The organism is Nonlabens dokdonensis DSW-6 (genome assembly GCF_000332115.1).
Taxonomy (GTDB): Bacteria; Bacteroidota; Bacteroidia; order Flavobacteriales; family Flavobacteriaceae; genus Nonlabens; species Nonlabens dokdonensis.
In genome coordinates this window covers 3,889,763-3,914,632 of the sequence record NC_020156.1, presented here as the reverse complement: position 1 = coordinate 3,914,632, position 24,870 = coordinate 3,889,763, and the positions used below count along the sequence as shown (strand labels likewise).

Annotated in this window: 24 protein-coding genes; 13 read left to right on the top strand and 11 right to left on the bottom strand. The window is 36.3% G+C overall.

Annotated features, from left to right (window positions below):
• Positions 1-179: 179 nt before the first annotated feature.
• Positions 180-596: an acyl-CoA thioesterase gene (locus tag DDD_RS17150; protein ID WP_041567253.1), complete on the top strand. Its 417-nt coding sequence runs from the start codon at positions 180-182 to the stop codon at positions 594-596.
• A 63-nt stretch (positions 597-659) separates the two neighbouring features.
• Complete coding sequence (locus DDD_RS17145; RefSeq protein WP_041567252.1) at positions 660-1,205, top strand: pyridoxamine 5'-phosphate oxidase family protein; 546 nt, start codon at positions 660-662, stop codon at positions 1,203-1,205.
• On the opposite strand, the gene DDD_RS17140 is transcribed toward DDD_RS17145, so the two are convergent.
• From DDD_RS17140 to ribD, 3 genes are read right to left on the bottom strand one after another with little or no spacing between them, the layout of a single operon-like run.
• On the bottom strand, positions 1,202-1,807 hold the full coding sequence (locus DDD_RS17140; protein WP_015364235.1) for an IMPACT family protein: 606 nt from the start codon (positions 1,805-1,807) through the stop codon (positions 1,202-1,204). The two genes, DDD_RS17145 and DDD_RS17140, sit on opposite strands and share 4 nt — an antisense overlap.
• A gap of 5 nt (positions 1,808-1,812) precedes the next feature.
• Entirely contained in the window at positions 1,813-2,679 is an 867-nt protein-coding gene (locus tag DDD_RS17135) for an EamA family transporter (protein ID WP_015364234.1), read from the bottom strand.
• Complete coding sequence (gene ribD, locus DDD_RS17130; RefSeq protein WP_015364233.1) at positions 2,676-3,689, bottom strand: bifunctional diaminohydroxyphosphoribosylaminopyrimidine deaminase/5-amino-6-(5-phosphoribosylamino)uracil reductase RibD; 1,014 nt, start codon at positions 3,687-3,689, stop codon at positions 2,676-2,678. The genes DDD_RS17135 and ribD overlap by 4 nt, the downstream gene beginning before the upstream one ends.
• Before the next feature lie 127 nt (positions 3,690-3,816).
• On the opposite strand from ribD, the gene DDD_RS17125 reads away from it, so the two are divergent.
• Together DDD_RS17125 and prmC are read left to right on the top strand one after the other, a co-directional pair.
• Positions 3,817-4,293, top strand: coding sequence for a GNAT family N-acetyltransferase (locus DDD_RS17125; protein ID WP_015364232.1), 477 nt, complete (start codon positions 3,817-3,819; stop codon positions 4,291-4,293).
• A 155-nt stretch (positions 4,294-4,448) separates the two neighbouring features.
• Positions 4,449-5,294, top strand: a complete 846-nt coding sequence (gene prmC / locus DDD_RS17120) for a peptide chain release factor N(5)-glutamine methyltransferase (protein WP_015364231.1) — start codon at positions 4,449-4,451, stop codon at positions 5,292-5,294.
• Between the two features lie 103 nt (positions 5,295-5,397).
• Here the strand turns inward: prmC and DDD_RS17115 are convergent, their stop codons facing one another.
• Genes DDD_RS17115 through DDD_RS17105 form a run of 3 tightly spaced genes read right to left on the bottom strand, consistent with a single transcriptional unit; the run spans position 5,398 to position 10,931 of the window.
• On the bottom strand, positions 5,398-7,920 hold the full coding sequence (locus DDD_RS17115; protein ID WP_015364230.1) for a beta-mannosidase: 2,523 nt from the start codon (positions 7,918-7,920) through the stop codon (positions 5,398-5,400).
• Complete coding sequence (locus tag DDD_RS17110) at positions 7,910-8,641, bottom strand: copper homeostasis protein CutC (protein ID WP_015364229.1); 732 nt, start codon at positions 8,639-8,641, stop codon at positions 7,910-7,912. The genes DDD_RS17115 and DDD_RS17110 overlap by 11 nt, the downstream gene beginning before the upstream one ends.
• Position 8,642: 1 nt before the next feature.
• Positions 8,643-10,931, bottom strand: a complete 2,289-nt coding sequence (locus tag DDD_RS17105) for a beta-N-acetylhexosaminidase (protein WP_015364228.1) — start codon at positions 10,929-10,931, stop codon at positions 8,643-8,645.
• A gap of 49 nt (positions 10,932-10,980) precedes the next feature.
• Between DDD_RS17105 and ligA the strand changes: the two genes are divergently transcribed.
• Positions 10,981-13,035, top strand: coding sequence for an NAD-dependent DNA ligase LigA (gene ligA / locus DDD_RS17100; protein ID WP_015364227.1), 2,055 nt, complete (start codon positions 10,981-10,983; stop codon positions 13,033-13,035).
• Complete coding sequence (locus DDD_RS17095) at positions 13,036-13,854, top strand: hypothetical protein (protein WP_015364226.1); 819 nt, start codon at positions 13,036-13,038, stop codon at positions 13,852-13,854.
• A 5-nt stretch (positions 13,855-13,859) separates the two neighbouring features.
• On the opposite strand, the gene DDD_RS17090 is transcribed toward DDD_RS17095, so the two are convergent.
• The 5 genes from DDD_RS17090 to DDD_RS17070 form a co-directional block, all read right to left on the bottom strand.
• Positions 13,860-15,143 carry an ammonium transporter gene (locus DDD_RS17090; protein ID WP_015364225.1) on the bottom strand — a complete coding sequence of 428 codons (1,284 nt, stop codon included), beginning with the start codon at positions 15,141-15,143 and terminating at the stop codon, positions 13,860-13,862.
• 162 nt (positions 15,144-15,305) lie between these two features.
• On the bottom strand, positions 15,306-15,698 hold the full coding sequence (locus tag DDD_RS17085; RefSeq protein ID WP_015364224.1) for a hypothetical protein: 393 nt from the start codon (positions 15,696-15,698) through the stop codon (positions 15,306-15,308).
• Between the two features lie 26 nt (positions 15,699-15,724).
• Positions 15,725-16,591, bottom strand: coding sequence for a GIY-YIG nuclease family protein (locus DDD_RS17080; RefSeq protein WP_015364223.1), 867 nt, complete (start codon positions 16,589-16,591; stop codon positions 15,725-15,727).
• A gap of 14 nt (positions 16,592-16,605) precedes the next feature.
• Entirely contained in the window at positions 16,606-17,532 is a 927-nt protein-coding gene (locus DDD_RS17075; protein ID WP_015364222.1) for a bifunctional metallophosphatase/5'-nucleotidase, read from the bottom strand.
• A gap of 21 nt (positions 17,533-17,553) precedes the next feature.
• Positions 17,554-18,351: a 5'-nucleotidase C-terminal domain-containing protein gene (locus DDD_RS17070; RefSeq protein ID WP_083892411.1), complete on the bottom strand. Its 798-nt coding sequence runs from the start codon at positions 18,349-18,351 to the stop codon at positions 17,554-17,556.
• A 54-nt stretch (positions 18,352-18,405) separates the two neighbouring features.
• Here DDD_RS17070 and DDD_RS17065 point away from each other — a divergent pair, with 54 nt between their 5' ends.
• The 7 genes from DDD_RS17065 (at position 18,406) to recN (ending at position 24,857) form a co-directional block, all read left to right on the top strand.
• Positions 18,406-18,918 carry a DUF6913 domain-containing protein gene (locus DDD_RS17065; RefSeq protein ID WP_015364219.1) on the top strand — a complete coding sequence of 171 codons (513 nt, stop codon included), beginning with the start codon at positions 18,406-18,408 and terminating at the stop codon, positions 18,916-18,918.
• A gap of 1 nt (position 18,919) precedes the next feature.
• Positions 18,920-19,798, top strand: coding sequence for a 4-hydroxy-tetrahydrodipicolinate synthase (gene dapA, locus DDD_RS17060; RefSeq protein ID WP_015364218.1), 879 nt, complete (start codon positions 18,920-18,922; stop codon positions 19,796-19,798).
• 78 nt (positions 19,799-19,876) lie between these two features.
• Positions 19,877-20,686 (top strand): outer membrane protein assembly factor BamD, encoded by an 810-nt coding sequence (locus tag DDD_RS17055; RefSeq protein WP_015364217.1) that lies wholly within the window; start codon positions 19,877-19,879, stop codon positions 20,684-20,686.
• 5 nt (positions 20,687-20,691) lie between these two features.
• On the top strand, positions 20,692-21,018 hold the full coding sequence (locus DDD_RS17050; RefSeq protein WP_015364216.1) for a DNA-directed RNA polymerase subunit omega: 327 nt from the start codon (positions 20,692-20,694) through the stop codon (positions 21,016-21,018).
• Between the two features lie 13 nt (positions 21,019-21,031).
• The gene (gene coaBC / locus DDD_RS17045) at positions 21,032-22,240 is read left to right on the top strand and encodes a bifunctional phosphopantothenoylcysteine decarboxylase/phosphopantothenate--cysteine ligase CoaBC (protein WP_041567524.1); all 1,209 of its coding nucleotides are present in this window, start codon (positions 21,032-21,034) and stop codon (positions 22,238-22,240) included.
• Complete coding sequence (porD, locus tag DDD_RS17040; protein ID WP_015364214.1) at positions 22,215-23,117, top strand: type IX secretion system protein PorD; 903 nt, start codon at positions 22,215-22,217, stop codon at positions 23,115-23,117. Before coaBC ends, porD begins: the two co-directional genes overlap by 26 nt.
• 60 nt (positions 23,118-23,177) lie before the next feature.
• Positions 23,178-24,857, top strand: a complete 1,680-nt coding sequence (gene recN, locus DDD_RS17035; RefSeq protein ID WP_015364213.1) for a DNA repair protein RecN — start codon at positions 23,178-23,180, stop codon at positions 24,855-24,857.
• The last annotated feature ends 13 nt before the right edge of the window (positions 24,858-24,870 follow it).

Below are 24,870 nucleotides of genomic sequence, written 5' to 3'. Positions count from 1 at the left end.
AAAGGGTTTATTTTCTAAGTTAGATTAGGGTCGATTTAGAACAAAAAATTACAAGGGAATCCTGTCTTTGAAATCGAACACAAAGATGTGTATAAAAAACCTTAAAAAAAATTTATTTAGGTTTTGATTTCTTAAAAAAAAGCACCATAGAGTTAAGGTATTTGATAAACTAGAAACAAATGATAAAAAATAGTAGTACAACTGTAGTAAAAATAGTCCCGAGATATTCTGAAACGGATCAAATGGGTATTATTCATCATGCTAATTACTTGATATACTTAGAACAAGCAAGATTAGAATGGTTAAATCAATTAGGCTTTTCTTACGCCAAAATGGAACAAAACGACGTCTTGTTACCGGTTCATCAAATCGATATAAAGTATAAAAAACCGATCAAATTTGGTGACGAAATTTCTGTCAGAATAAGCCTCAAAAAACTACCTACTACTCGAGTAATATTTGACTACGAAATAGTAAATCAAAATGATGAAATTTGTTCTTTATGCGAACTAACTTTGGTTTTCACTGACGCTCAAAAATTTAGACCTATAAAACCCATACCAGACTTTTTAGAAGCTTGTAAAAAATTGTTTTAAAAGGACTTTTTAATTATTCCGCTTTCGCGAAAGCGAGATCTCAATAACCTATCTTTTACACTTATGTTAAACGAATTATATAGCGAACTAAAACATGAATTGAGAGGTGCGCTTCATAAAAAAAGACATCCATTTAAATACCTCACCTTATCAACCGTTGATGAACATTATTCACCTCGATCACGTACCGTTGTGTTAAGAGAAGTGTCAGAATCTTTAGAATGTATTTTTTTTACAGATGCAAGGTCTGAAAAAGTAGAACACCTCAATTCAAATAATAGCGCTTGTATTCTTGCTTACCATCCTAAAAAGTTAATGCAGTTGAGGCTAGATGGAACGCTGGTCCAGATTGATGATCCTAATGAAATCAAAAGATTGTTTCAAAAAGTATCTGAGAAAGCTATTAAAGACTACACAACCTCACTAGCACCTGGCAGTGCCATTGCTAATCCTGATCATGTAGAGTATGTCCCTAGAAAAGAGAATCATTTTAAGGCATTAAGATTTGTACCGCATGCAGTGGAATACTTAAGACTAAAACGTCCTAATCATTTACGAGCTATTTTTAAAAGTGATGACGACTGGAAAGGTCAATGGCTCGTACCTTAGTCTGGTATTACTGCAGTAATGGGATACATGGTATTGATCTGTTCACTAACCTCTTCTTGCTTTGAGGTTGGAACCGCAATAGTAATTTCACAACTTGTGGTTAACTTTTGATGTTCTATTTTGAAATTATTTTCGTCTATGTACCGCATCACCTGGCTCATTTGTGGATATTCAAAATTGATTTGCACAGGAGCAGTAATGGTTCTCCACTTGATTGTAGCGTTTTCTATAGTAAGTTTTGCCGTTTCTCGATAGGCACTAATAAGGCCGCCTACACCAAGCTTTGTACCACCAAATATTCTTGAAACCACCACAAGAATATCACTCAACGCATAAGAATTAATTTGTCCAAGAATTGGGTCGCCGGCACTATGACTAGGCTCGCCATCGTCGTTTGCTCTGTAATTGTTATCATCAGCACCTAGTTTCCATGCATAGCAATGATGACCTGCTTTAGGATGTTTATTGCGTAACGGTGCTATTAAGTCATTTACCTCTTGATCATCATTTAAAGGATATGCATGACCATAAAATTTACTTCCTCGGTCTTTATAAAGTATTTCTTCAGTAGGTTTTATGATTGTTTTGTAGGAGTCTTTCATAATAATTACGCTTTCGCGAAAGCGATCATAACAATAGCAATAATGGCAACTAAAATACCAATATAGTTTTTGGGAATTAGTTTTTCTTTAAAAAGTAAAATGCCCAACAACGATGTTAAGAGTACCGTTCCTACGTGATTAATAGGGTATACCACGCTGCTTTCAAGTCCTGCTTTCAATGTTTTGATCAAAAAATAAATTGAAAAGTAATTGGGTACTCCTAGAATTAAACCAGCTAGAACCGATCTTAAATTGAGAAACCTTTTTTGAGTCGCCTCTCTTATTAAAAGAACAATTCCAACTAGAAACGCCATGGCAAAACACATAGCGCTAAAAATAGGTTCTTCTCCATCTGGTACATGCGTGTTTTCGGCATACTTGATTGTTGTGTCTATAATCCCACTTCCTAAAAATAAAATAAGCGGTAAAATCAATAGTTTTTTATTGATTCTAAGATTATTTTTATTTTTAACAGAAGTAAGGTAAACCGAGACTAAGGCAAGTAAGATACCTATAACTTTTAGGGTGCTCAAACTCTCGTTGTACATCCATATTCCTGCAATCACTGGTATGACTAATGACATTTTGCTCGCCACTGCTGCTACAGAAAGGCCATTCCTTTGACTCGTTAGAGCCATCATATTAAACATAAAGATGAATAATGCTCCCAAAATAAGCGCATAAGGTAACCATGCTGCAGTTTCAATACTCTCCACTGTAGGAACGCTTCCATAGGCAACTAGACCAGTAAAACATGCTACTACATAATTTACAATTATTGCATGAAGCGTGTTGACCTTAAACACTTGAAAATATTTAAAAATCACATAAAGCAAACTCGATGTGGCAATACTTAAAATTAACCAAATCATATGTTACGGTATATCTTTAAAACATCATTTTGAATCATTTCACGTTTGTGAATATGATAATTACCTTTTAAAAGAGGACCTTTTAAGCCTTTGTGAAACAAAACTTCAGTTCCCATAAACTGATAAGCCTCATCCCATAAACCAGCATCAATAAATGATTGAATGGTAGTAGTTCCACCTTCTATAATAACAGATTGAATGTTGTTTTGATAAAGACTATTGAGAATCTCTAGCGTGTCATTAGAACTTAGTTGAAGCTTTAAAGTGGGCGCAGCATCATCCATAACTTGATAGTTAGATGTGATGCTATTTCTAGAATCTAGAACAACTCGCAAAGGGTTCTCTCCATTCCAGTCTCGACAAGTAAGCGATGGATTGTCATCGATAACCGTTTTAGCACCTACTAAAATCGCATTTTCCTGAGCTCTCAGTTGGTGGGATAATTGCCTAGAATTTGCATTTGTGATCCATACTGGTTTTTGTTCGTTCTTAGTTGCTGGTGCGATAAAACCATCAGATGTTTCGGCCCATTTTAAGATGACGTAAGGACGTTGTTTTCGGTGAAATGTAAAGAATCGTTTATTGAGCTCGTTACATTTATTTTCTAAAATACCTACTACGACATCAATCCCAGCTTCTTTCAATAATGCAACACCTTTTCCGGCTACTTTATCGTGTGGATCTAGTGTTCCTACAGCCACTTTTTTAAAGCCTTTTTGTATGATCATAGATGCACAAGGCGGCGTTTTTCCAGTATGTGAGCAAGGTTCTAGGTTGACATATAATACCGCTTTCGCGAAAGCGTCTTCACCATAACCATTCTTTACTGCATCCAGCACCGCGTTGACTTCAGCATGCGGTTCTCCAGATTTTTTGTGCCATCCTTCACCAAGAATTTCATCATTTTCAGAAACAATCACACTTCCCACCAGCGGATTAGGATAGGTAGTTCCCAATCCATTTTGTGCCAGTTGCAAGCAGCGCTGCATGTATTTCTCGTGAATAGTCATTGCGGCAAAGGTAAGACCTAATTAAAATCAAAATCAAAAATAAAATCAAAAACAAATCAAGATGTCAGTTCGAGCAGAGTTGAGAACGTTTTCATAATTTGAGTGATTTTATATTTAAATTCGCTCTATGAAAATTCGCAAAATTCTTCCTGAAGATAACCAAGCTATCAAAGAGATTATCCAAGTCTCTATTTTAGAACATGGCGCACCCAAAATAGGAACCGCTTACAGCGATGCGGCAACACAAGCGATGTATGAACAATACCAAAAACCTCGCAGAACTTATTATGTAGTAGAAATTGATGGAGTAGTGGTAGGTGGCGCTGGGATAGCACCACTAGATAATTACAACGGTAATGTGAGCGAACTTCAAAAGATGTATTTTAAACCTGAAGTACGCGGTAAAGGTTACGGTAAGAAATTAATGATGATTTGCCTAGAACGAGCCAAGGAATTACAATTTGAAAGTGTTTACTTAGAAACCATGGATAATATGTACGATGCCCAAGGTTTATATAAACACGTCGGTTTTAAATTACTCGATGGTCCATTAGGCGATACTGGTCACTTTTCGTGTCCAGTTCAGATGATTTTAAAATTCTGAATTTCCGCACTCGATGCGGAATCTGACTTTAAGTATCTTCATTTTTAATTGAATCTCTCTTCAAAAGCTCCTTTCCTTGGCTAAGGAAAGGTGGGCAAATTGGAGTTTACGGAAATTTGGTCGGAAAGGTTGAAAAATGCTTTTACCTTTACCAAATGACATTAAATCAAGTAAAATCACTTTATCAAGAACAACTTAAATCTCTTTATCCAGAAAATGAGATTCATAGCATTTTACAAATCGTTTGTGAAGACTTATTGAACTGGTCACGCTCTGATTTTATGATCAAGGATCGAGAAGAACTGAGTCATCTTCAAGAAGAAATATTACAAACGTCTTTAAGAGAACTGCGTACTTCAAAACCTGTTCAATACATCACAGGAAAAGCTCATTTTTATGGTCATGAGTTTTCTGTAAACGAACACACTTTGATTCCGCGTCAGGAAACAGAAGAACTGGTTGATATGATCATCAAAGATCATAAAGCAGAAACTTATTTGAATATTATAGACATAGGAACAGGAACTGGATGTATAGGATTATCACTTAAAGCAGCAAAGCCTGATTGTATAATCACATTGATGGATGTTTCTGAAGAAGCACTCGTTATTGCTCAATTAAATGCAAATCATATAAAAACTCCAGTAAAAACGATTCTGCAAGATGTCTTGGCTTTAGATGAATTGCCTGAGGAATATGATGTCATCGTGAGCAATCCACCGTATGTGAGGAATATGGAGAAAGAAGAAATTCATTCTAATGTGTTAGAGCATGAGCCACACCTTGCCTTATTTGTAGAAGATCATGATCCACTGATCTTCTACTCTAAGATTTTAAAGCTGGCTCAAAAAGCTTTGAAAACTGAAGGGATTTTATATCTTGAAATCAATCAGTACTTACCAGAAGAGATGAAAAAAATAGCTCGAGGACTGGGTTTTGATTCTGAAGTTTTTCAAGATTTGAATGGTAATAATAGAATGATGAAGTGTGTTAGAAGTTGAATTTAACACTCTGAATTCCGCACTCGATGCGGAATCTGTTTAAACAATCGCAGTGCTTTTTAAATCGTCTTCGACAGGCTCGAACTGACAATTTGCTATTCATTTAATAGCAGTACTCCGTATCTTCGATAGGTCCATATTTACAATTCATTTCGTTTAATGATTTCATATGTAATACGGCTCCTTCTTCACTATTAGTTTCAAAATAAAGTGTCTTTTCAACGTTAGGTTCTAAGTTGAAAAAGTTATCTGAAAAATGACCTTTCACATTACTATATAAAAATACATCTTTAGTAAAAACATCAGATTTCAATGTGATTTTGTAACCGTTTTTAGTTTTTGGGCTTTTCATTACTACTTCCGCTTTAGGTAAGTTCAATTCCTTTGGTTTTTCAAAAAATGAAATCTTTTCATGAGTTCCATAAGTCGTTTTAATATAAACATCTGACCGATTAAAAACGAGATCTTTTAATTTGAAAGAATGTATTACCTCGCTATAATTAGGTTTTATGTAAGCTACACTACTATCAAGCATATCTCGATAAATTACATTTCCTTTAAAATCAATAATTTCAATTTTAAAATCTGCCACAACGGTTTCGTGGTTATCGTTTACTATGTAAGTCTTCAAAACATCATTTTCTACCACATTACTAATCAATACATTCTCAAAATCACGTTTCACTTGATAATGTAAGGCTTTCCAGTTGCCAAAATGATCAATACTCGACCAACTCACCGCTGGCCAGCAATCGTTCAATTGCCAGTACAACGTTCCCATGTTGTAAGGTCTCGCTCTTCGATGCGCTTGGATTCCTTTTGAGATTCCGTGAGCTTGTAAAAGTTGACTCACGTAAACATAATCTTCATCGTTGGTAGGAACCGGGAAATCACGTTCCATATATTCTCGTATCAGTTCATTTCCACGAGCGTGTTTTTGATGCGAGGCGTAATCATCTGACTGGATGTTAATGGTTCCATCCTCATTAATATACCGTATCGCCTCATAAGATGGATGCGATTGAAAACCAAACTCGCTCATAAATCGAGGTACGTGCTTTTCAAAATGCTCAAATGGATAAGCATCATGCCATACATGCCAGTCATGTGCATCGCCTTCAAATTCATATCGAGGATTCCCACGACCGTATTCCGGCGAGCTTTCCCAGTACGGTTCTTTGGTGAGTTCGCTCACGTATTTAGGCATCGCAATTTGAAATATGGCTCGATAATCTTCCCAGATACTATCGCGTTCGGCTTGAGATCTTCCTTCTTGCCAGCCCCAATTGTGCCATGCCTCACTGGTTTCATTATTTCCACACCATAGCGCAATACTACTATGATTTCTCAATCTAGTAATTTGCTGTTTTATTTCGTTGGTTACGCTTTCGCGAAAGCGTGCATCTCCAGGATACATCGCACAAGCAAACATAAAGTCTTGCCAAACTAATATTCCTTTCTCATCACATTTTTCATAGAAAATATCGTTCTCATAAATTCCGCCGCCCCAAACGCGTAGCATGTTCATATTAGCTTCCTTGACATCACTCAGCAATTTTTCATAATGATCATCAGTAACCAAGTCCTGCATAGAATTTTGCGGAATATAATTAGCACCTTTCATGTAAACGGTCACATCGTTGACTTTAAAATAAAAGCTTTCACCGTGCTCGTCAGGCTCGTTCACAAGCTTTATGGTACGTATTCCAGTTTTTAACTTTTGAGAATCGATAAGCTTTCCTTCTTTAGAAACTAAAACTTCTATATCGTATAAATAAGGTTCACCGATGTTATGCGGCCACCACAGTTGCATTTGTGGAATTTCAAAATGGATTTCAAACTCATCTTCTTGAGCCTTGGGCTGGTAATCTTGTTCCCAATAAAGGCTATCGTTGACTTTAATTTTATAGTGTAGTAATTCTGTGCGCTTATCAGAGAGCTTGATTTGTGCGGTAAGATTTGCCGTAGAATCTTTTACAAAATTCTGTTTGATGTAAACGTCTTCGATTTTAAAATCGTCATAAGCCTCCAAATAAACAGGTTTCCAAATTCCCATAGTGTTAAGTTTCGGTCCCCAATCCCAACCGTATTGATATTGTGCTTTACGCGTATAAACTCGGTTGCCTTCTGGTAATGTATATGGATTTGTAGCTGCTTTTTGATTCTCGATTTCAAGCGGTGATTTGATGGTAACGTAAAGCTCATTTTCTTCTTCAAGAAATGCTTTTACATCTACTTGCCAGCTGAGAAAAGCATTGTCTGTTTCAAGAATTTCATGACCATTCAATTTTATACTGGCATAAGTGTCTATTCCTTCAAAATTTAAAGAAATGTGTTCTTTGGCAAGTATTTCTTTATCAACCGTGAAAACCGTTTCGTAGATCCAGTTTTCCTCTGTAATCCACTGCAAACTGTCCTCATTATTTCCTTGAAAAGGATGTTTGATAAAAGGCAACAACTCTTTATGAACTGTAGATGGAATTTGAACCGAATCAGATATCAAACTATAGTCTGCTGATTTGTGTAGGGACCAATTACTTTCTAAATACTGACGCTCTACGTTAGGGCGTTCTTCTTGACAAGAACTAATGAGAATTGCTAAAACTATAAATAAACTAATCCTCATGTTGAAGATTTTTAAGAATGGTAGTAATGTTTTCTTTGCCAGAGATCACTTCTATGTTCTCTTGAAGAAACTTGGGTGAGTTCATAGGAACTTTTTCTTCTTTAGTTTGCTCGATAATTTCTGTGGCACTGGCGTGAACTTCTTTGAAATTCGCTTTCGCGAAAGCGGAATTATTACCAGCATTAATCCCACCACCAGGCATGATGATCAATTCATCACTTCCAATTTCTTGATAACGCTTCAAATTTTCTAGTCCATCAATCGCTTTAGAATACTGTCCAGAAGTAAGGATACGTTTTGCGCCTAAATTCACTAAATCCACAACGGCTTGTTCTGGATTATTAATATGGTCAAAGGCTCTATGAAAGGTAAAAGGTAATGGTCTTGCGAGTTCTATCAATTCACTCGTACGTCTGATGTCTATTTTGAAATCTGCAGTCAATACACCAGAAACAATTCCAGCACAACCTAATTCTTTACATAGCTCTATATCACGTTTCATGATATCAAAATCGGCATTGCTGAAGACAAAGTTCCCAGAGCGTGGACGTATCAATACCATTACGGGAATGGTGAGTTCTTCCATTACCTTTTTGAGCAATCCATAACTAGGTGTAATACCGCCAACGGCAAGCTCACTGCATAACTCTATGCGATGTGCACCAGCTTTTTGAGCGTTTAAAGCACTTTGGTAATTTGAAGCGCAGATTTCTAGTAACATATTATTTAATGATGATTTCGTCTATGAATGTCCACGCTTTATTTCCTGCACCTTGATTTCCATCCGGAATGATGCCGTAGTTTGGGATTATGAATTTTACATTTCTTGATTTATAGCCTTTGTTATATTTTCCAAATTCATACTTAAAATCCACTAGCGAACTTTGAAACTCATTTTTAAATAAAATTTTATCTGCAACTAGAACTCCGCTTTCAAATCTAGAATAAAACGAAAATTCTTCAGGCGCATAAATCCACTGTCCAGGAGCGTTGTAAAACCTTAGCTCGATTTCTGATATTAAAACAGGTTCTTTAAAAGTAATTTCTATCTCAATATCATCTCCCCAAAATCCCAACCATTCACTGTCTCCATATCTAGAATCACTTCCTTTAATTCCGTTGATCAATCCACTAGCGCCACTTCCAGGATAAGAATTATGTGGCTCTTTATTGATACTAATCGTTGCGCCTACACCTTTATGGTAAAGGAGTTCTTGAGTAAATAAACGACCGAGTGGTTCATCATCATCAAAAACTTGAGCTTTTAAAGTCATGTCTGCCGTGAAGGGAAAAGGAGATTCATAAACCGTAGAAGATGAGTCAGGTTCAGATCCATCAGTTGTAAATCTTATTTGTTTTCCGATAGTTTTGGTGCTTAACTCATATGCTTGATCTTCATTTAAGGTTCCTTCAATTTCATATAAATGGTTGGCATAGTTGATATCCATCGCATCTAATCGCTTATGAAAATATTCCACTCGATTTATAAAACTGTCATAGTTCTTATTTTCGTCTACACTCCATGCGACTTCGCTCATCGCCAGCATGCGTGGAAAAGCCATGTATTCTACTTGCTCACTGGTCGTCATATATTCTGTCCATACATTTCCTTGAACTCCTAAAACATGAATAGCTTCTTCATCGCTCAATTCTTTAGGAATAGGATTAAAGTTATAGACTTTTTCAAGTGGTAAAAAACCTCCTATCGCGAGTGGTTCATCATCATTTTCACTTTGATAGTAATCAAAATAGGCGTGCGATGTAGGCGTCATGATCACGTCATGCCTAGCTTTTGCAGCTTCGACAGCTCCATTGGTGCCACGCCAGCTCATTACTGTAGCATTAGGTGCGAGTCCACCTTCTAAAATCTCGTCCCATCCTATGATTTGTCGACCTTTTGAGTTCAAATATTTTTCCATGCGCTGGATAAAATAGGATTGCAATTCATGCTCGTCTTTTAATCCATTTTCTTTAATCACTTGTTGAGCGACATCGCTTGTTTTCCATTGGGTTTTCGGTGCTTCATCGCCACCTATGTGAATGTATTTGGATGGAAATAATTCCATCACTTCGTCCAGTACGTTTTCTAGGAATGTAAAAGTTTCTTCGCTAGGGCAGTAGATGTCTTCAAAAACGCCCCATTTCATAGCGACTTGGACATTTTCTCCAGTACAACCCAATTCTGGATAGGCAGCTATAGCGGCTTGTGCATGACCAGGCATTTCTATTTCTGGAATGACGTTGATGTGTCTCGCTTTCGCGAAAGCGATCACCTCACGAACTTCTTCTTGTGTATAAAAACCACCGTACTTTTTACCGTCATATTGATGTGGTGTGTCGTTATAATGACCCAATAAAGTGCTGTCACGATAAGCTGCTACTTCTTGTAATCGCGGATATTTCTTGATCTCGATGCGCCAGCCTTGGTCGTCAGTAAGGTGCCAGTGAAAGTTGTTCATCTTGAGCATGGCCATCGCGTTGATGTATTTTTTGATAAAATCAACATCGTACATATGTCGCGACACATCGAGGTGCATACCACGATATTTAAAACGTGGTTCATCTTTTATCGTGACTGCTGGAATATGAATTTCGGTTGTGTTATTGTGATCTGCAGGCATTAATTGTAGGAGAGATTGTACTGCGTAGAACGCACCTGCATCGGTACTGGCTTTTATAGTTATATTATGCTCGTTACTTTCAATCGAATATCCTTCTTTTGATGAAATACTGTCATCGTATTCCAGAATTATTGAGTTAGTCTCGCTGTATTCTGTTTTCCATGTGCGATCTGTTGCGTGTTCTAGAAAGTTGTTAAGGAAGTTATAGGAAGCTGTAAAATCGTCGTTATTACTCAACGTAGTTTCTTCATTAATAGTGAAGTGTCCAGCATTTACTTGTAAGGATTGAGGGGCAGGAATAATGGACGGACTTAATAATTTTACCTGAGGCTCAGCACATGAAAACAGTGTTAATATCAAACTACAAAGAATTAGAAATCTAGCGCTCATTATTGTATTTTAGATTCTTAAAATTTGAGCAGAAGATAGCACATTTTCTATGAGTCCAAAAGAACAAATACAATCCTTGCGTGATGAGTTGCGTGAGCACAATTATAATTACTACGTTAACGATAATCCTACTATTTCAGACTTTGAGTTTGATAAGAAACTGGAGCAATTAAAAACGCTAGAAGCTGCTCATCCAGAGTTCTATGACTCGACCAGTCCATCTGTACGTGTAGGTGGTGAGGTTACTAAAAATTTCAATACCGTTAAGCATATCAACCGTATGTACTCGCTGGATAATTCTTATTCCATCGAGGATTTGCGCGATTGGGAAACGCGTATCAAAAAAATAGTAGATGGCGAAATTCAGTATACTTGTGAGCTCAAATATGATGGTGCCAGTATTAGTTTACATTATGAAGACGGAAAGTTTGTTCAAGCAGTAACTCGTGGTGATGGAAATCAAGGTGATGAAGTAACGGCCAATGTGCGCACCATTAAATCAGTGCCATTGCAATTAAAAGCCTATGATGTGCCTGACAAATTTGAAATACGTGGTGAGATTGTGCTGCCTTGGGATGGATTTCATAAAATGAATGAAGAACGAGCCGAACAAGGACTGGATTTATATCGCAATCCGCGTAATACGGCTAGTGGTAGTTTAAAGTTGCAGGATAGTGCTGAGGTGGCAAAAAGACCATTGGACTGTTTGTTGTACCAACTTGCTGGTGAAAATTTACCAGTAAAAAGTCAGTTTGATTCTTTAACGCTTGCGAGAAAATGGGGTTTCAAAGCACCTCTAGAAAGTAAATTAGTCAACTCCATAGAAGAAGTGTTTGAATTTATCAATCACTGGGATGTAGCTCGCAAAGAGCTACCATATGAAACCGATGGTGTTGTAATAAAAGTGAATTCGCTTGATCAACAAGATGAGTTAGGTTTTACTGCCAAAGCGCCTAAATGGGCGATGGCTTATAAGTTTGCAGCAGAGCAAGTATCGACGAGACTAGAGGAAATTACCTATCAAGTAGGTCGTACTGGCTCTATCACACCAGTGGCTAATCTAGAAGCTGTAGAAATATCTGGAACTACTGTAAGACGTGCAAGCCTTCACAATGCAGATCAGATAGAAAAACTAGATATAAGAGTAGGCGATGAGGTATATGTAGAAAAAGGTGGTGAGATCATTCCTAAAATAGTGGCTGTAGATTTAACTAAACGACCAGAAAATTCCACTCCTACGGTGTATGCCACGCGCTGCCCAGAATGTAATACAGAGTTAGTTCGTAACGAAGGAGATGCAAAGCATTACTGTCCTAACGACATGGCCTGTCCTCCACAAGTGAAAGGTAGGATTGAGCATTTTATTTCTCGCAAAGCGATGGATATTGATGGGATAGGAGCAGAGACTGTAGGTCAGTTAGTCGACGCAGGTTTCATCAACAACTATGCAGATTTATACGACCTAACGGTGGAGCAGGTTTTACCGCTAGAACGCATGGCCCAAAAAAGTGCCGAGAATATGATTAATGGAATAGAGGCTAGTAAGCAAGTGCCTTTTGAGCGTGTGCTGTTCGGGCTAGGGATTAGATATGTAGGCGAAACAATAGCTAAAAAACTAGCTAAACATTATAAAAATATTGACTCGTTATTTAATATGCCAGCAGAACCAGAAAAGACTTCTATCGATTTATTTGCTGATGTTTCGAGTGCCGCAGATAAGAAGATGGAAGAATTAACCGCTGTTCCAGAAATAGGAGAAAGTATTGCTCAATCTCTAGTGGAATTCATCCAGAATGAGGATCAAATGGCGATAGTAGAACGCTTAAAAAATGCTGGTCTACAATTTGCATTGAGTGAAGAGCAATTAGAAGGCCAGACTGACAAGTTATCTGGTAAAAGTTTTGTGATTTCAGGCGTTTTCGAAATGTCTAGAAATGATTTAAAGAAGCTGGTAGAGAATAACGGTGGTAAGAACTCTAGTTCTATTTCTAGTAAGACTGACTATTTGATCCGTGGTGATAAAATGGGACCGTCTAAACTTGAAAAAGCAGAGAAATTGGGTATAACGATGATTAGCGAGCAAGAGTTTCTTGCAATGATTTAAATGATGAAAAAGGTTGTGTTCGTATTGATGTTTTTAAGTTTCGCTTTCGCGAAAGCGCAAACCTATTCTTCAAAAATCATCCCTAATAATACGATGTTATTACATGGATATATCGGTAAATATCCTATTACAATGTATATTGAGAAAATAGGTTATTGCGAGTATCAACAAGAGTTTACAGGCTGGTATAAATATGGCAATAGTCAAGAGACGATACCTATTCTGTTTTATTATTCCAGTTATCCCGAAGAAGAAGGTTTTAAGATTTTTGCAAAGTACGACGGCGATTTTGAAACTGAAGTAACTGACGATTATGCGTGCCAAGTAACTTCTTATGATGAAGTATTTGAAACGAGTGCAGAAAATGGAATTTTCAATGGTTTGAAATGGAGAAAAACTGATTCTACAGGTGGACTAGAAGTAAATTTTCTTAGCAATCCACAAGATAAGTTTTGGGAACTAGGAACTCAGCAAGTATATCTTACCAATAAAGGTAGCATCATTTTAGATTTAGGGGCTTTAGACGATTACTTCTCTTATGCTTATGCTGTTGACATTATAGGTCATGAAGAAGTTTCTGATGAAAATCATCTTCTTATGGAGATAAGCGTGCCATCAAAACCTGGTGGTAATGGTAGAGGTATGTGCGGCGGCGGAGAAGAAATTTATATCCTTTACCTTAAGTTAGATGCAAATAATAAACTTTTGAATTCGGACAATGCTCACATATATAGCTGTTTTCAAGAAATTCCTGAAGATGCCTTTTCTTATGATGCTGTATTTCCCGAAAATGGAATTAAAAGAAATAGTAAGCAATAGTTTTGTTATTCAATAGTCTCCCCATGCTGGCTAGCATCTAGTCCGCGCTCTTCTTGATCGTCTCTTACTCTTATAGGTATCAAAATATCAACCAGTTTGTAGAATAACAAACTACCACCGAAGGTAAACACAGAAACGCCTATAAGTGCTATGATATGCCACATAAAGGTTTCTGTCTCACCATAAACTAGTCCTACTTCATCTGCAAAAACAGCGGTGAGTATCATACCTACAATCCCACCAACTCCATGACTAGGGAAAACGTCTAGTGTGTCGTCAATACCGGTTTTAGAAAATAATGAAATAGCGATATTACTGGTTATGGCAGTTGCAAATCCTATAAATATACTTTGTGAAATAGTAACAAAACCTGCAGCAGGAGTAATGGCAACCAATCCGACAATAGCACCGATACATGCGCCTACAGCACTCATTTTACGGTTAGAGAAACGTTCATAAAACATCCAGGTAATCATGGCTGTAGCACTAGCGATATTTGTATTGGCAAAGGCTATGGCGGCATCGGCATTTGCGGCTAGCGCACTACCAGCGTTAAAACCGAACCATCCAAACCAAAGTAATCCAGTTCCTAAAATGATGTAAGGCACATTTGCTGGGTCGTGTGTGATTTTTTTGCGTTTTCCTAAATAAACTGCTCCTGCAAGTGCTGCAAATCCTGCACTCATGTGAACTACAGTTCCGCCGGCAAAGTCTAGTACTCCTAGATTGCGCAACAATCCGTCTGGATGCCAAGTCATGTGTGCTAAAGGCGTGTATATGAATATAGTAAACAATACCATGAATAAGATGTAGCTTCTAAAACGGACACGTTCTGCAAAGCTACCTGTGATTAAGGCAGGTGTGATAATGGCAAACTTGAGCTGGAATAATGCAAATACTAAAAAAGGTACAGTTCCTGCAAAATCTGGGTTAGGAGCAAGACCTACATCTTTAAAATTAAAATAAGTCATCGGATTTCCTATGATTCCATAATAGCTTTCTCCAAAGGCAATTGAGAAACCTACAATTACCCATATTATACTAACTACTCCTAAAGCTACAAAGCTTTGCAGCATCGTGGAAATCATGGATTTTTTATTCACCATACCACCATAGAAAAAGGCAAGTCCTGGCGTCATTAATAATACAAATGCCGATGCTATCAACATCCATGCAGTATCACCGCTGTCTATGGCACTCATATCACCATTTTCTGTATAAGGATGGCTGAAAATTAAACTGATAAGAACCAAAGCGGCTAAAACTATAAAATTGACCTTTTTGCCCATTTTTAAAAATTTATTAGATTTTCAAATATAGGGTATGACGTTTAAAAACATCATTTATTTTATCAACAACCCTATTTTTTAAGGGGTATATATTTTAAACAAGGGTTTTAATTATTGTTTTAGGTGTGAAATTGACGGTTTTCCTTTGAAGTGTTAAAGTAATTACTTTTTTATTTTGAAGAACACATATCCAAAGAACAGCATGAAAAAGAAATCATTTAAACCATATATAGAGTAGAAAACACCTGCTATAAAATCTCTGTTGTATACTTCTTGTAAGCTATTGTTGGTAAACCAATATCCGTAAGCAATGACATAACATAATTTTTCAAGTGCAAAAACAGCTATTAGCCATTTTACTTTCTCAAAAACTTTAGCTACAGCAATAAAAGCAACACCCCAAACCATTATCATTAATAATCCAAAATAAGACATCACCACTGGATCTGTTTCTGGAATTACGTCATTTGTAAAGACCTTTGTAAAAAAAAGAATCCCTAATGTATTTACGATTCCTGAAAGTATAAATCCTTTGGTAATTATTGATTTGGTCATATTGTTTAGGATTTACGTTTGTTAGTTTAAAAGGATTCAAGCTCTTTAATAGTCTTACCATTTTTCAATTTCCATTCTTTCAGTCCATTTGCATTTCTACCTATCACTATTGCAGCAGCGGCTGATGGACTAGAAAAAAGATAACTTTCATTAAAAATGAAGTGATTTTGAGTTTTTATAATTATTGAATCTTTGATTAGTCTTTCTCTCAAACGAATCCAGTGATCTGAACAACCTTCTGTTGTAGAAGGGCTAATTACCGAGTTTTTGAGGACTACAAATCCGTCATTAGTAAGTCTACCTTGTGCATTTGCCATTCTTAAACCAGTTAAATAAAAGGTGTCGTCCACTGAATCTTTTACATCTGTTTTCAAATTTTGTGGTAATTCTTCAAAAATTTTATAACCCAATGCATTCACTAGAAGTTTTATGTTTTCTAAAAATTCTTCCATCTCAGCTACATCAGATTCAGAAATCGTAGACCTTGTAGGATTAATTCCATTGTCTATTTCGTATCTATTTGTTTTTACTGCTATTTCGTGCAACCGACTCTCTAAGTATTTAATATGAGCCTTGTTGAGGTTTTCATCTTTACTAACAAAAACTATAGCTTCATTCCAAAATTCTTTTTTGGATAATTGCTGATTTAATCTAGTGTAAATCTCTTCAGCCTCTCCTATGTAAGCAAGGTTTTTTGTTTCTGATTTAGGTGATTTTCCAATTAGAATGTATATACCGGTATTTAAAAGTTCAGATCTATCAGATGATTCTTTTATTTTTTTTCTTGGAATTTTTAAAGCTTTACCTGTCCAGTTGGATAACTCGCAAGTCATACGACCATTAGGTTCTCCGTCAATGAGAAATATTTTGATTGTTTTTCCGAAATTACTCATCACTGTTTTATTTCTTAAATTTCATAAACCACATCAACACCTTTATCAATCTTCCCTTCTTTCAAATAGAAATCGATACGGCCAAGGTTAATTCCATAACAACCTACTTGATTCACCATAACGTCTTTACCAGCGGCGTTTTTTACGATCTCTGGAGCGTCCAGAAAAGTATGTGTGTGTCCGCCTATGATTAAATCAATGCCAGAAGTTGCTTCGGCTAGTTTCAAATCAGAAACTTTATCGTGCTCGTAAGCATATCCTAAATGTGAGATACAAATTACAATATCGCATTTCTCTGTTTCTCGTAACGATTTAATTTGGTCTTTAGCGACCTCTATCGGATCATTGTAAACGGTTTCTTTATACATTTTAGGATCTACTAATCCGTATAGTTGTATCCCAACCCCAAAAAGACCGATGCGCACGCCGTCCTTTACCATCACTTTATAGGGTTTAGTGTGTCCATCCATGATGGTATTTGAGAAATCATAGTTAGAGATCACGAAGTCAAAATCGGCATGCGGTAATTGTTTGTAAAGACCTTCAATTCCATTATCAAAATCATGATTTCCTATCGTAGCAGCATCATAACCCATCATAGACATGAGTTTTATCTCGAGTTCACCACCATAAAAATTGAAGTATGGCGTGCCTTGAAAAATGTCACCACAGTCCAATAAAATTGTATGAGGATTTTCTTCTCTCACTTTACTGATGAGCGCTGCGCGTCGTGCAACACCACCGCGACCATCATTACGACCGCCAGAAATAGGCTCAATATGAGAATGTGTATCGTTAGTATGTAAAATGGTAATTTTCTTAGTTCCAGGCTCTAGTTCAGGACCTGTAAATATATTGTTAGCTAGAGCATAATTGGACCATAAAGCAGTTCCAGCGATCATTCCAGCACTCGTATTTCTTATAAACTTTCTTCTTTCCATAATAAAGTGTTTTTTGGACTGCTACTGAGCCATTGTGAAACGGTTGTCTCTGGTAAATCTCAACGTGTCTGTTTCTTCAAAATAATCAATCATTGCGTTCCTAATTTTATAGTCTAAAGTAGTGAGAGGAGTGTCTTTAAAAAAGCTCATATTATCACCACCGTTGTATAAGTAATCATTAGTTGCTACGTAGTAAAGTTTTTGTGAGTCTAGCGTTTCTCCGTTGATTAAAACTTCAACTAGATCACCATTTTTATCTAATTGAATTTGAAGTCCACTTATGGGATGTGCTCTTTTTCTTTTAACGAGGTAATTAATTAAAGAATCCATTTGCGAGCCATTCAATTGTGCTACGACTATGCTATTTTCAAAAGGCATGATCTCGTAGGCACTGCGCATGGTAACACTTCCTTTATCCAGAGGAGCTCTTATGCCGCCATGGTTTAGGAGTACCACATCAATACTTTCTCCTGATCTTTTTTGAAAAATAGGATTTCCTTTTTCTCGCACGATTTCTGCCATCATGTTGCTTATAGGAGTATTGAGTTTGTAGTCATTCTTATGCATCGACACAGGATTATAGCTCAGCTGCTTATTCATTTCTGCATCAACAGACTTTTTATAGGGTTCAATAAATTCTTCGATCTCTTTTACTGAGTTGAGGCTGGAATCTATCGCCGTAGATTGGCCAGATACTTTTTCCAGCTGGTACTTTTTATCAGTACATGAAATGAGTAGAATGGTTAGTAGGAATACCGCTTTCGCGAAAGCGGAACTCTTATAAAAACCGTTACTTTTTTTAAACCTATTATTTTTCATAAAGCCTTATTGCTATTGTGCTATTTTTGTCAAAAGAATAAGTAGTAAAAGTACATGATTTTTGACGTTTTAAAGCAGAGATGGCTGCGTAAAGAATTTGAAGTTTTAGAGAACAGCTCTAGATCAAAGATGCCGCAATGGCCTCAATCTTTAGTTATTTTATTTGATTCTGAAAAAGTTACTGATCTGACTATATTCCATAATTGGTGTAAAGAATTACGCATACCTGTCGATAATTTAACTTTAATAGGCAGTTGCAAGGACGTTCAAAAAGCTAATAAAGAAAATGTTGTGTTATTTGATAAGAAACTGCTGAAATGGAGTGGTGGTATTGCAAATGCTGGTGTCGAGAACGCGCTCTCTAAAAGTTATGATTTGCAAATTAATTATTATGAAACCGATAGTGAATTGATGAGGTACCTCGCAATGAAATTGAAGAGTAATTTCAAAGTAGGGTATGGCCATCAAAATGACAGTACTTATGATCTAGCAGTTAACGTTCCTTTAACTAGTCATGCTCTTTTTATATCTGAAATTGCAAAATATTTAAACATTCTAACTCAATAAAATGCAAGAATTAATAGGAACTGGAGTAGCGCTGGTAACTCCTTTTACAGCAAACGGAACAGTAGATCGTGACGCTCTTAAAAAAGTAGTGCAACATCAAATAAATAATGGGATTGATTATTTAGTTGTTTTGGGAACTACGGGAGAATCTGTGACACTTACAAAGGAAGAAAAGCAGATTGTTATTGATACAGTTGTTTCTGTAAACGATGGTAAACTGCCACTTGTGTTAGGAGTAGGAGGAAATAATACCCAAATAGTTGTTGAAGAATTGAAGCATATAGATAAAGATAATTTTGTTGCCGTATTATCTGTATCGCCATCTTATAATAAACCTACGCAAGAAGGAATTTACCAGCATTTTAAAGCGGTTTCTGAAGCGAGTCCGTTACCTATATTATTGTATAATGTGCCTGGTAGAACGGCTTCAAATATGTCGCTAGAAACAGTAGTGCGTCTTGCAGAATTTGACAATATCATAGGAATTAAGGAGGCTGCTGGTGACCTAGTACAAGCTATGAATTTGATACAGTACACACCTAAGGATTTTCTAGTCATCTCTGGTGATGATATGATTGCAAATGCTATGACGCTTGCAGGTGGGGCAGGAGTAATCTCTGTCATAGGACAGGCAATGGCTCAGGATTTTTCAGATATGATAAGATATGGGCTTAATGGTGACGTGGCAGAATCGTATGAACTTCATTATAAAATTGCTCCCAGTATTGATATGATTTTTGAGCAAGGAAATCCTGCAGGAATAAAAGCTCTCTTGCATCATCTAGATCTATGTGATTCTAAAGTACGATTGCCATTAGTTTCTGTAGATCAAAATTTAAATGATCGTTTGAAAACTTTTCTTGATCAATACGAGAATTAAAATCCTTGCGTTAAGGAGTGTGAACTGACTTTCTTTTTACATAGAAAAAGTTACCTTTGCATTTCATTAATATTGTTTATGAAAAACCTAATTGTAGTCATTATTCTCGTTGCAACTCTTGCCAGCTGTGGCTCTTATCAAAAAGCTCTAAAGTCGGAAGATAATCTAGAAAAAGTTGCGATGATTGATACCTTAATGGCAAAAGGTAAATATGGTAAATCGCTAGCTCTTTTTGAACAAATTATTCCAGTTTACAGAGGTACTGATAGTGCTGCTGACATGGCAATTAAATATGCAAAAGCATTATATGAAGATGAGAGTTATATCAATAGTGCTTATCAATACGAGCGTTTTATAACATCACATCCTACTAATCCTAATGCTCAACTGGCATTGTTTATGGCTGCAAAGAGTCATTATCAAATGTCGCCAGTATATTCTAAGGACCAGACAGATACGAATATCGCTTTAACTAAATTACAAGAATACATCAACGTCTATCCATCCGGAGATTATACCGACGAAGCTAATGTAATGGTAGAAGAGTTGCGGGATAAACTCGATAAGAAAGCCTACGAGATAGCAAAGCAGTACCATCATTTTGGAAACTTTAGAGGTGGATACATAAGTGCCATAAGTGCTTTTGAAAACTTTATTTTAGATCACCCAGGATCTGATTATCAAGATGATGCTCAATTTTATTTGCTAGATTCACAATTTCAATATGGTATAAATAGTTTTGCAGAGTTAGTTCCTGAAAGACTTGCAAAGGCTAAAGAATATTATGATATCTTTGCAAAACGTTATCCTAACAGTGAGTATAAAGAAGACGCTGATGAGATAATGGAAAAAATAGAAGAATACAATTCTCAAAACACAAGTAAATAACAATAATGGATACTAAAAATCTAACAGCTCCTAATACTACGATTACTTATAACAGAGACGCACTTACGGCTCCTACAGGTAACATGTATGAAGCAATTTCTATAATTGCAAAACGTGCAGAGCAAATTAATACAGACGTTAAAGAAGAACTTATTGAAAAGTTAGAAGAGTTTGCTACCTATAACGATTCTCTTGAAGAAATCTTTGAAAACAAAGAACAGATAGAAGTTTCTAAGTTTTATGAGCGTTTACCTAAACCAGCTGCTATTGCGATAGAAGAATGGTTACAAGGAAAGATTTATCATAGAGATACAGGAAGTACTGAAGAGTAATTCAAATCACATGATATCAGTTTTAAGTGGTAAAAAAGTATTGCTAGGTGTAACTGGCGGTATAGCTGCTTACAAATCTACTTATATAGTGCGCCTGCTTATTAAAGCGGGCGCTGCTGTTAAAGTAATAATGACACCATCTGCTCGAGATTTTGTCACACCGCTTACTTTATCAACGCTTTCTAAGAATCCGGTGCTTACTCACTTCACAAATGAAGAAGATGAAAACGATACCTGGAACAATCATGTAGAACTAGGCCTGTGGGCAGATCTTATGATCATCGCTCCAGCTACTGCAAACACCATGAGTAAAATGGTGAACGGTAATATAGATAACCTTTTGTTAGCTACTTATTGTAGTGCAAAGTGTCCTGTTTATTTTGCTCCAGCTATGGATCTCGATATGTACAAGCATCCTTCAACCATTTCTAATTTTGAGAAACTAGCCTCTTATGGTAACTTGATGGTGCCTGCTGGAGAAGGTGAACTTGCTAGCGGTTTATCAGGTAAAGGCCGTATGGCAGAGCCAGAAGAAATTATAAGTTTTATAGAAAAGGATTTACAAAGCAAGCATTTATTGCATGATAAAACTTGTTTGATCACAGCTGGCCCTACTTATGAGGCCATTGACCCAGTAAGATTTATAGGGAATCACAGCAGCGGTAAAATGGGTGCTGCTCTAGCATTAGAAATTGCTCAACAAGGTGCTAGAGTAATCTTGATCATGGGACCAAGTGCTGTGAAGGTAGAGCATCATCTTATTAAAAGAATAGATGTGCAAAGTGCACAGCAAATGTATGATGCGGTACATGAAAAAATAGCTCAAGTAGATCTTGCTATCTTTAGCGCAGCGGTTGCAGATTATAGGCCAGTAAATCCTGCAGGTCAGAAAATAAAAAAGAAGTCTGACACGTTACAGATAGAGTTGGTGAAAAACCCAGATATTTTGGCTAGTGTAGGAGATCTTAAGAATAAACCTTTTCTTGTAGGTTTTGCCCTAGAAACAGAGAATGAATTAGAGCACGCTTTCGCGAAAGCGGAAAAGAAAAATACAGATTTGTTAGTTTTAAACTCTATGCGAGATAAAGGCGCAGGTTTTGGAGTAGATACTAATAAAATAAGTATTATTGATAGAGAAAAAAATGTTTTTGATTTTGAGACAAAACCAAAGTCAGAAGTAGCAAAAGATATAGTTCATGAAATTATCCAAAGAGTTTTATAGCATACTCCTTGCTTTGTTTGCAGTTTTTGCTGTTCAAGCGCAGGAGTTTAACTTTACCGTTCAGGTGAATGCTCAAAACGTGGCGCAACCTGATCAAAGTATTTTTAAAACACTAGAAACCTCTATGCAGGAGTTTCTAAATAATACCAAATGGACCGATCAAAAATATAGTGATGAAGAGAAGATCAATGCATCCTTAGTATTTGTAGTGACTAGCTTTGACAATGATCGATTTAAAGGAAATTTTCAATTATCGGCGTCTCGTCCTGTTTTTAATTCATCTTACACATCACCTATCTTCAATTACAAGGATAATGACATCGCATTTGAATATGTAGAATACGCACCGTTTTTTTATAATGAGAATCAATTTGAAAGTAATCTCATCTCTCTCCTTTCTTATTATGTTTACACGATATTAGGAATCGATGCAGATACTTTTGAACTGCGTGGAGGGCAAACGTTTCATGAAGAAGCGCAAAACATTGTGAATCTTGCACAAGGAACTCAAGGAGTAGCTGGATGGAAGCCTAGCGATGGGTTGATTTCTAGATTTAGATTAAATGACGATATGCTTTCTGAAACTTATAAAGAGTATCGAGAAGTGATGTATTCTTATCATTTGAAAGGCTTAGACACATTTGCCAAAGATCCTAAAGCGGGCAAAATTGTACTTAAGAATTATATCAAGCAACTGGAAGAATTGAACAATCGTAGACCTAACAGTTTGCTGCAACGTACATTTTTTGATGCAAAAGCTGACGAGATCATGAGTATTTATTCTTCTGGCCCTTCAATAGATATAAGAGACTTAAAAACGACCTTACAAAAACTTGCGCCTAATCAATCGTCAAAATGGCGTAACATTAAGGTATAATATTTCAATGCGCACTTCTCAAATCCTTGATTAGTACTAACTTTAAACAGCTTTAAAACCTTGCTTAAACATATTCAAATAGAGAACTTTGCCCTCATAGATTCTTTAGAATTAGAGCTAGAGTCTGGTTTAACTATGATCACAGGTGAAACTGGTGCTGGTAAATCCATTCTTTTAGGAGCATTAGGCTTAATCTTAGGAAATAGAGCAGACTTAAGCGCTATAAGAGATACATCTCGTAAATGTATTGTAGATGCACAATTTGATATCTCAAAACTAGATTTGAAACCCTTGTTTGAAGAGTCAGATTTAGATTACGATCATCTAAGTTTTTTAAGAAGAGAAATACTTCCTTCTGGTAAGAGTAGGGCTTTTATTAATGATACTCCGGTTAATTTACAGGTCATGAACCGCATCGGTGCAAGATTAATAGATATACATTCCCAACACCAGACCTTACAGCTAGCAAAAGATGTTTTTCAAACAGATGTATTGAATTCATTTGTTCTTGAAGCAACTAAAGGTAAAGAAAATTCGTTTGCATATTTTCTTCACAAATATCAGGAAGAGTTGCTTGTTTTTAAAACGGCTCAAAAAGAATTGAAAGTGCTTGAACTAAAAGGAATTGAATTTTCTAAAGAACTGGATTATAATAACTTTCTACTTCAAGAATTAGATGAAGCGAACCTAGACCAAGTTAATCAAAATGACCTTGAAGAGGAAAATGAGCAGTTGAGCAATGTGGAAGGTATAACAGAAGTTTTTACTGAATTTGATAGTGTGGTTTCTAGCGATGATCAAGGTATTCTAGATCAACTTAGGAGTCTTCAAAGTAAATTTCAATCAATAAGTAATTATTCAAAAACTTACGAGAGTCTTAAAGATCGAATTTCGTCAATTTTACTTGAGCTAGAAGATATTCATCAAGAAGTTGTTCATGAGATGGACGCAATAGAATCCGATCCAGAAAGACTGAATCAAATCAACGACTTGTTGAGCTTGTTAGAGAACTTGTATAGAAAACATCAAGTTGATGAGGTGGAGAAGTTAATCTTAATAAGAGATGAACTAGCTGATAAAGTATTTGAGTCGCAAGGTCTAGATAAGAAAATCAAGAAACAAGAAACCATCATTGCAGAGGCAAAGAAAAATTTACAGAAACTAGGTAAAGAGCTTACAACTTTGAGAATTGCTCACAAAAGCAATTTAGAACAAGAGGTAGTCACTATAGTAAATCAATTGGGAATGCCTGATGCTCAATTTAAAGTAGAAATAACCTCGCTGGATACATTTGGTCCTGTTGGAGTAGATGATATTAAGTTTGTATTTACTGCAAATAAAGGATCTCAACTATTAGCCTTAGATAAAGCAGCTTCTGGAGGAGAGTTGTCGAGATTAATGCTAGCTATCAAATCCATACTTTCTAGATGTAAAAAACTGCCTACCATTATATTTGATGAAATCGATACAGGAGTAAGTGGTGCTATTGCTACTCAAATGGCTCAAATTATGAAGTTAATGAGTCGAGAAATGCAAGTAATGGCCATTACTCACTTACCTCAAATAGCAGCATCAGGAAAGGATCATCTTATCGTTAAAAAAACATCAGACAATAGTAAAACATACACGAGTATTGAGCGACTCGATCCAGCAGCACGTCTAGAAGAAATTGCACAAATGTTGAGTGGTGGAGAAATTTCAAATGCTGCAAGAGAAAATGCCCGTGCGCTACTCAATTAGTTTTATATATTTG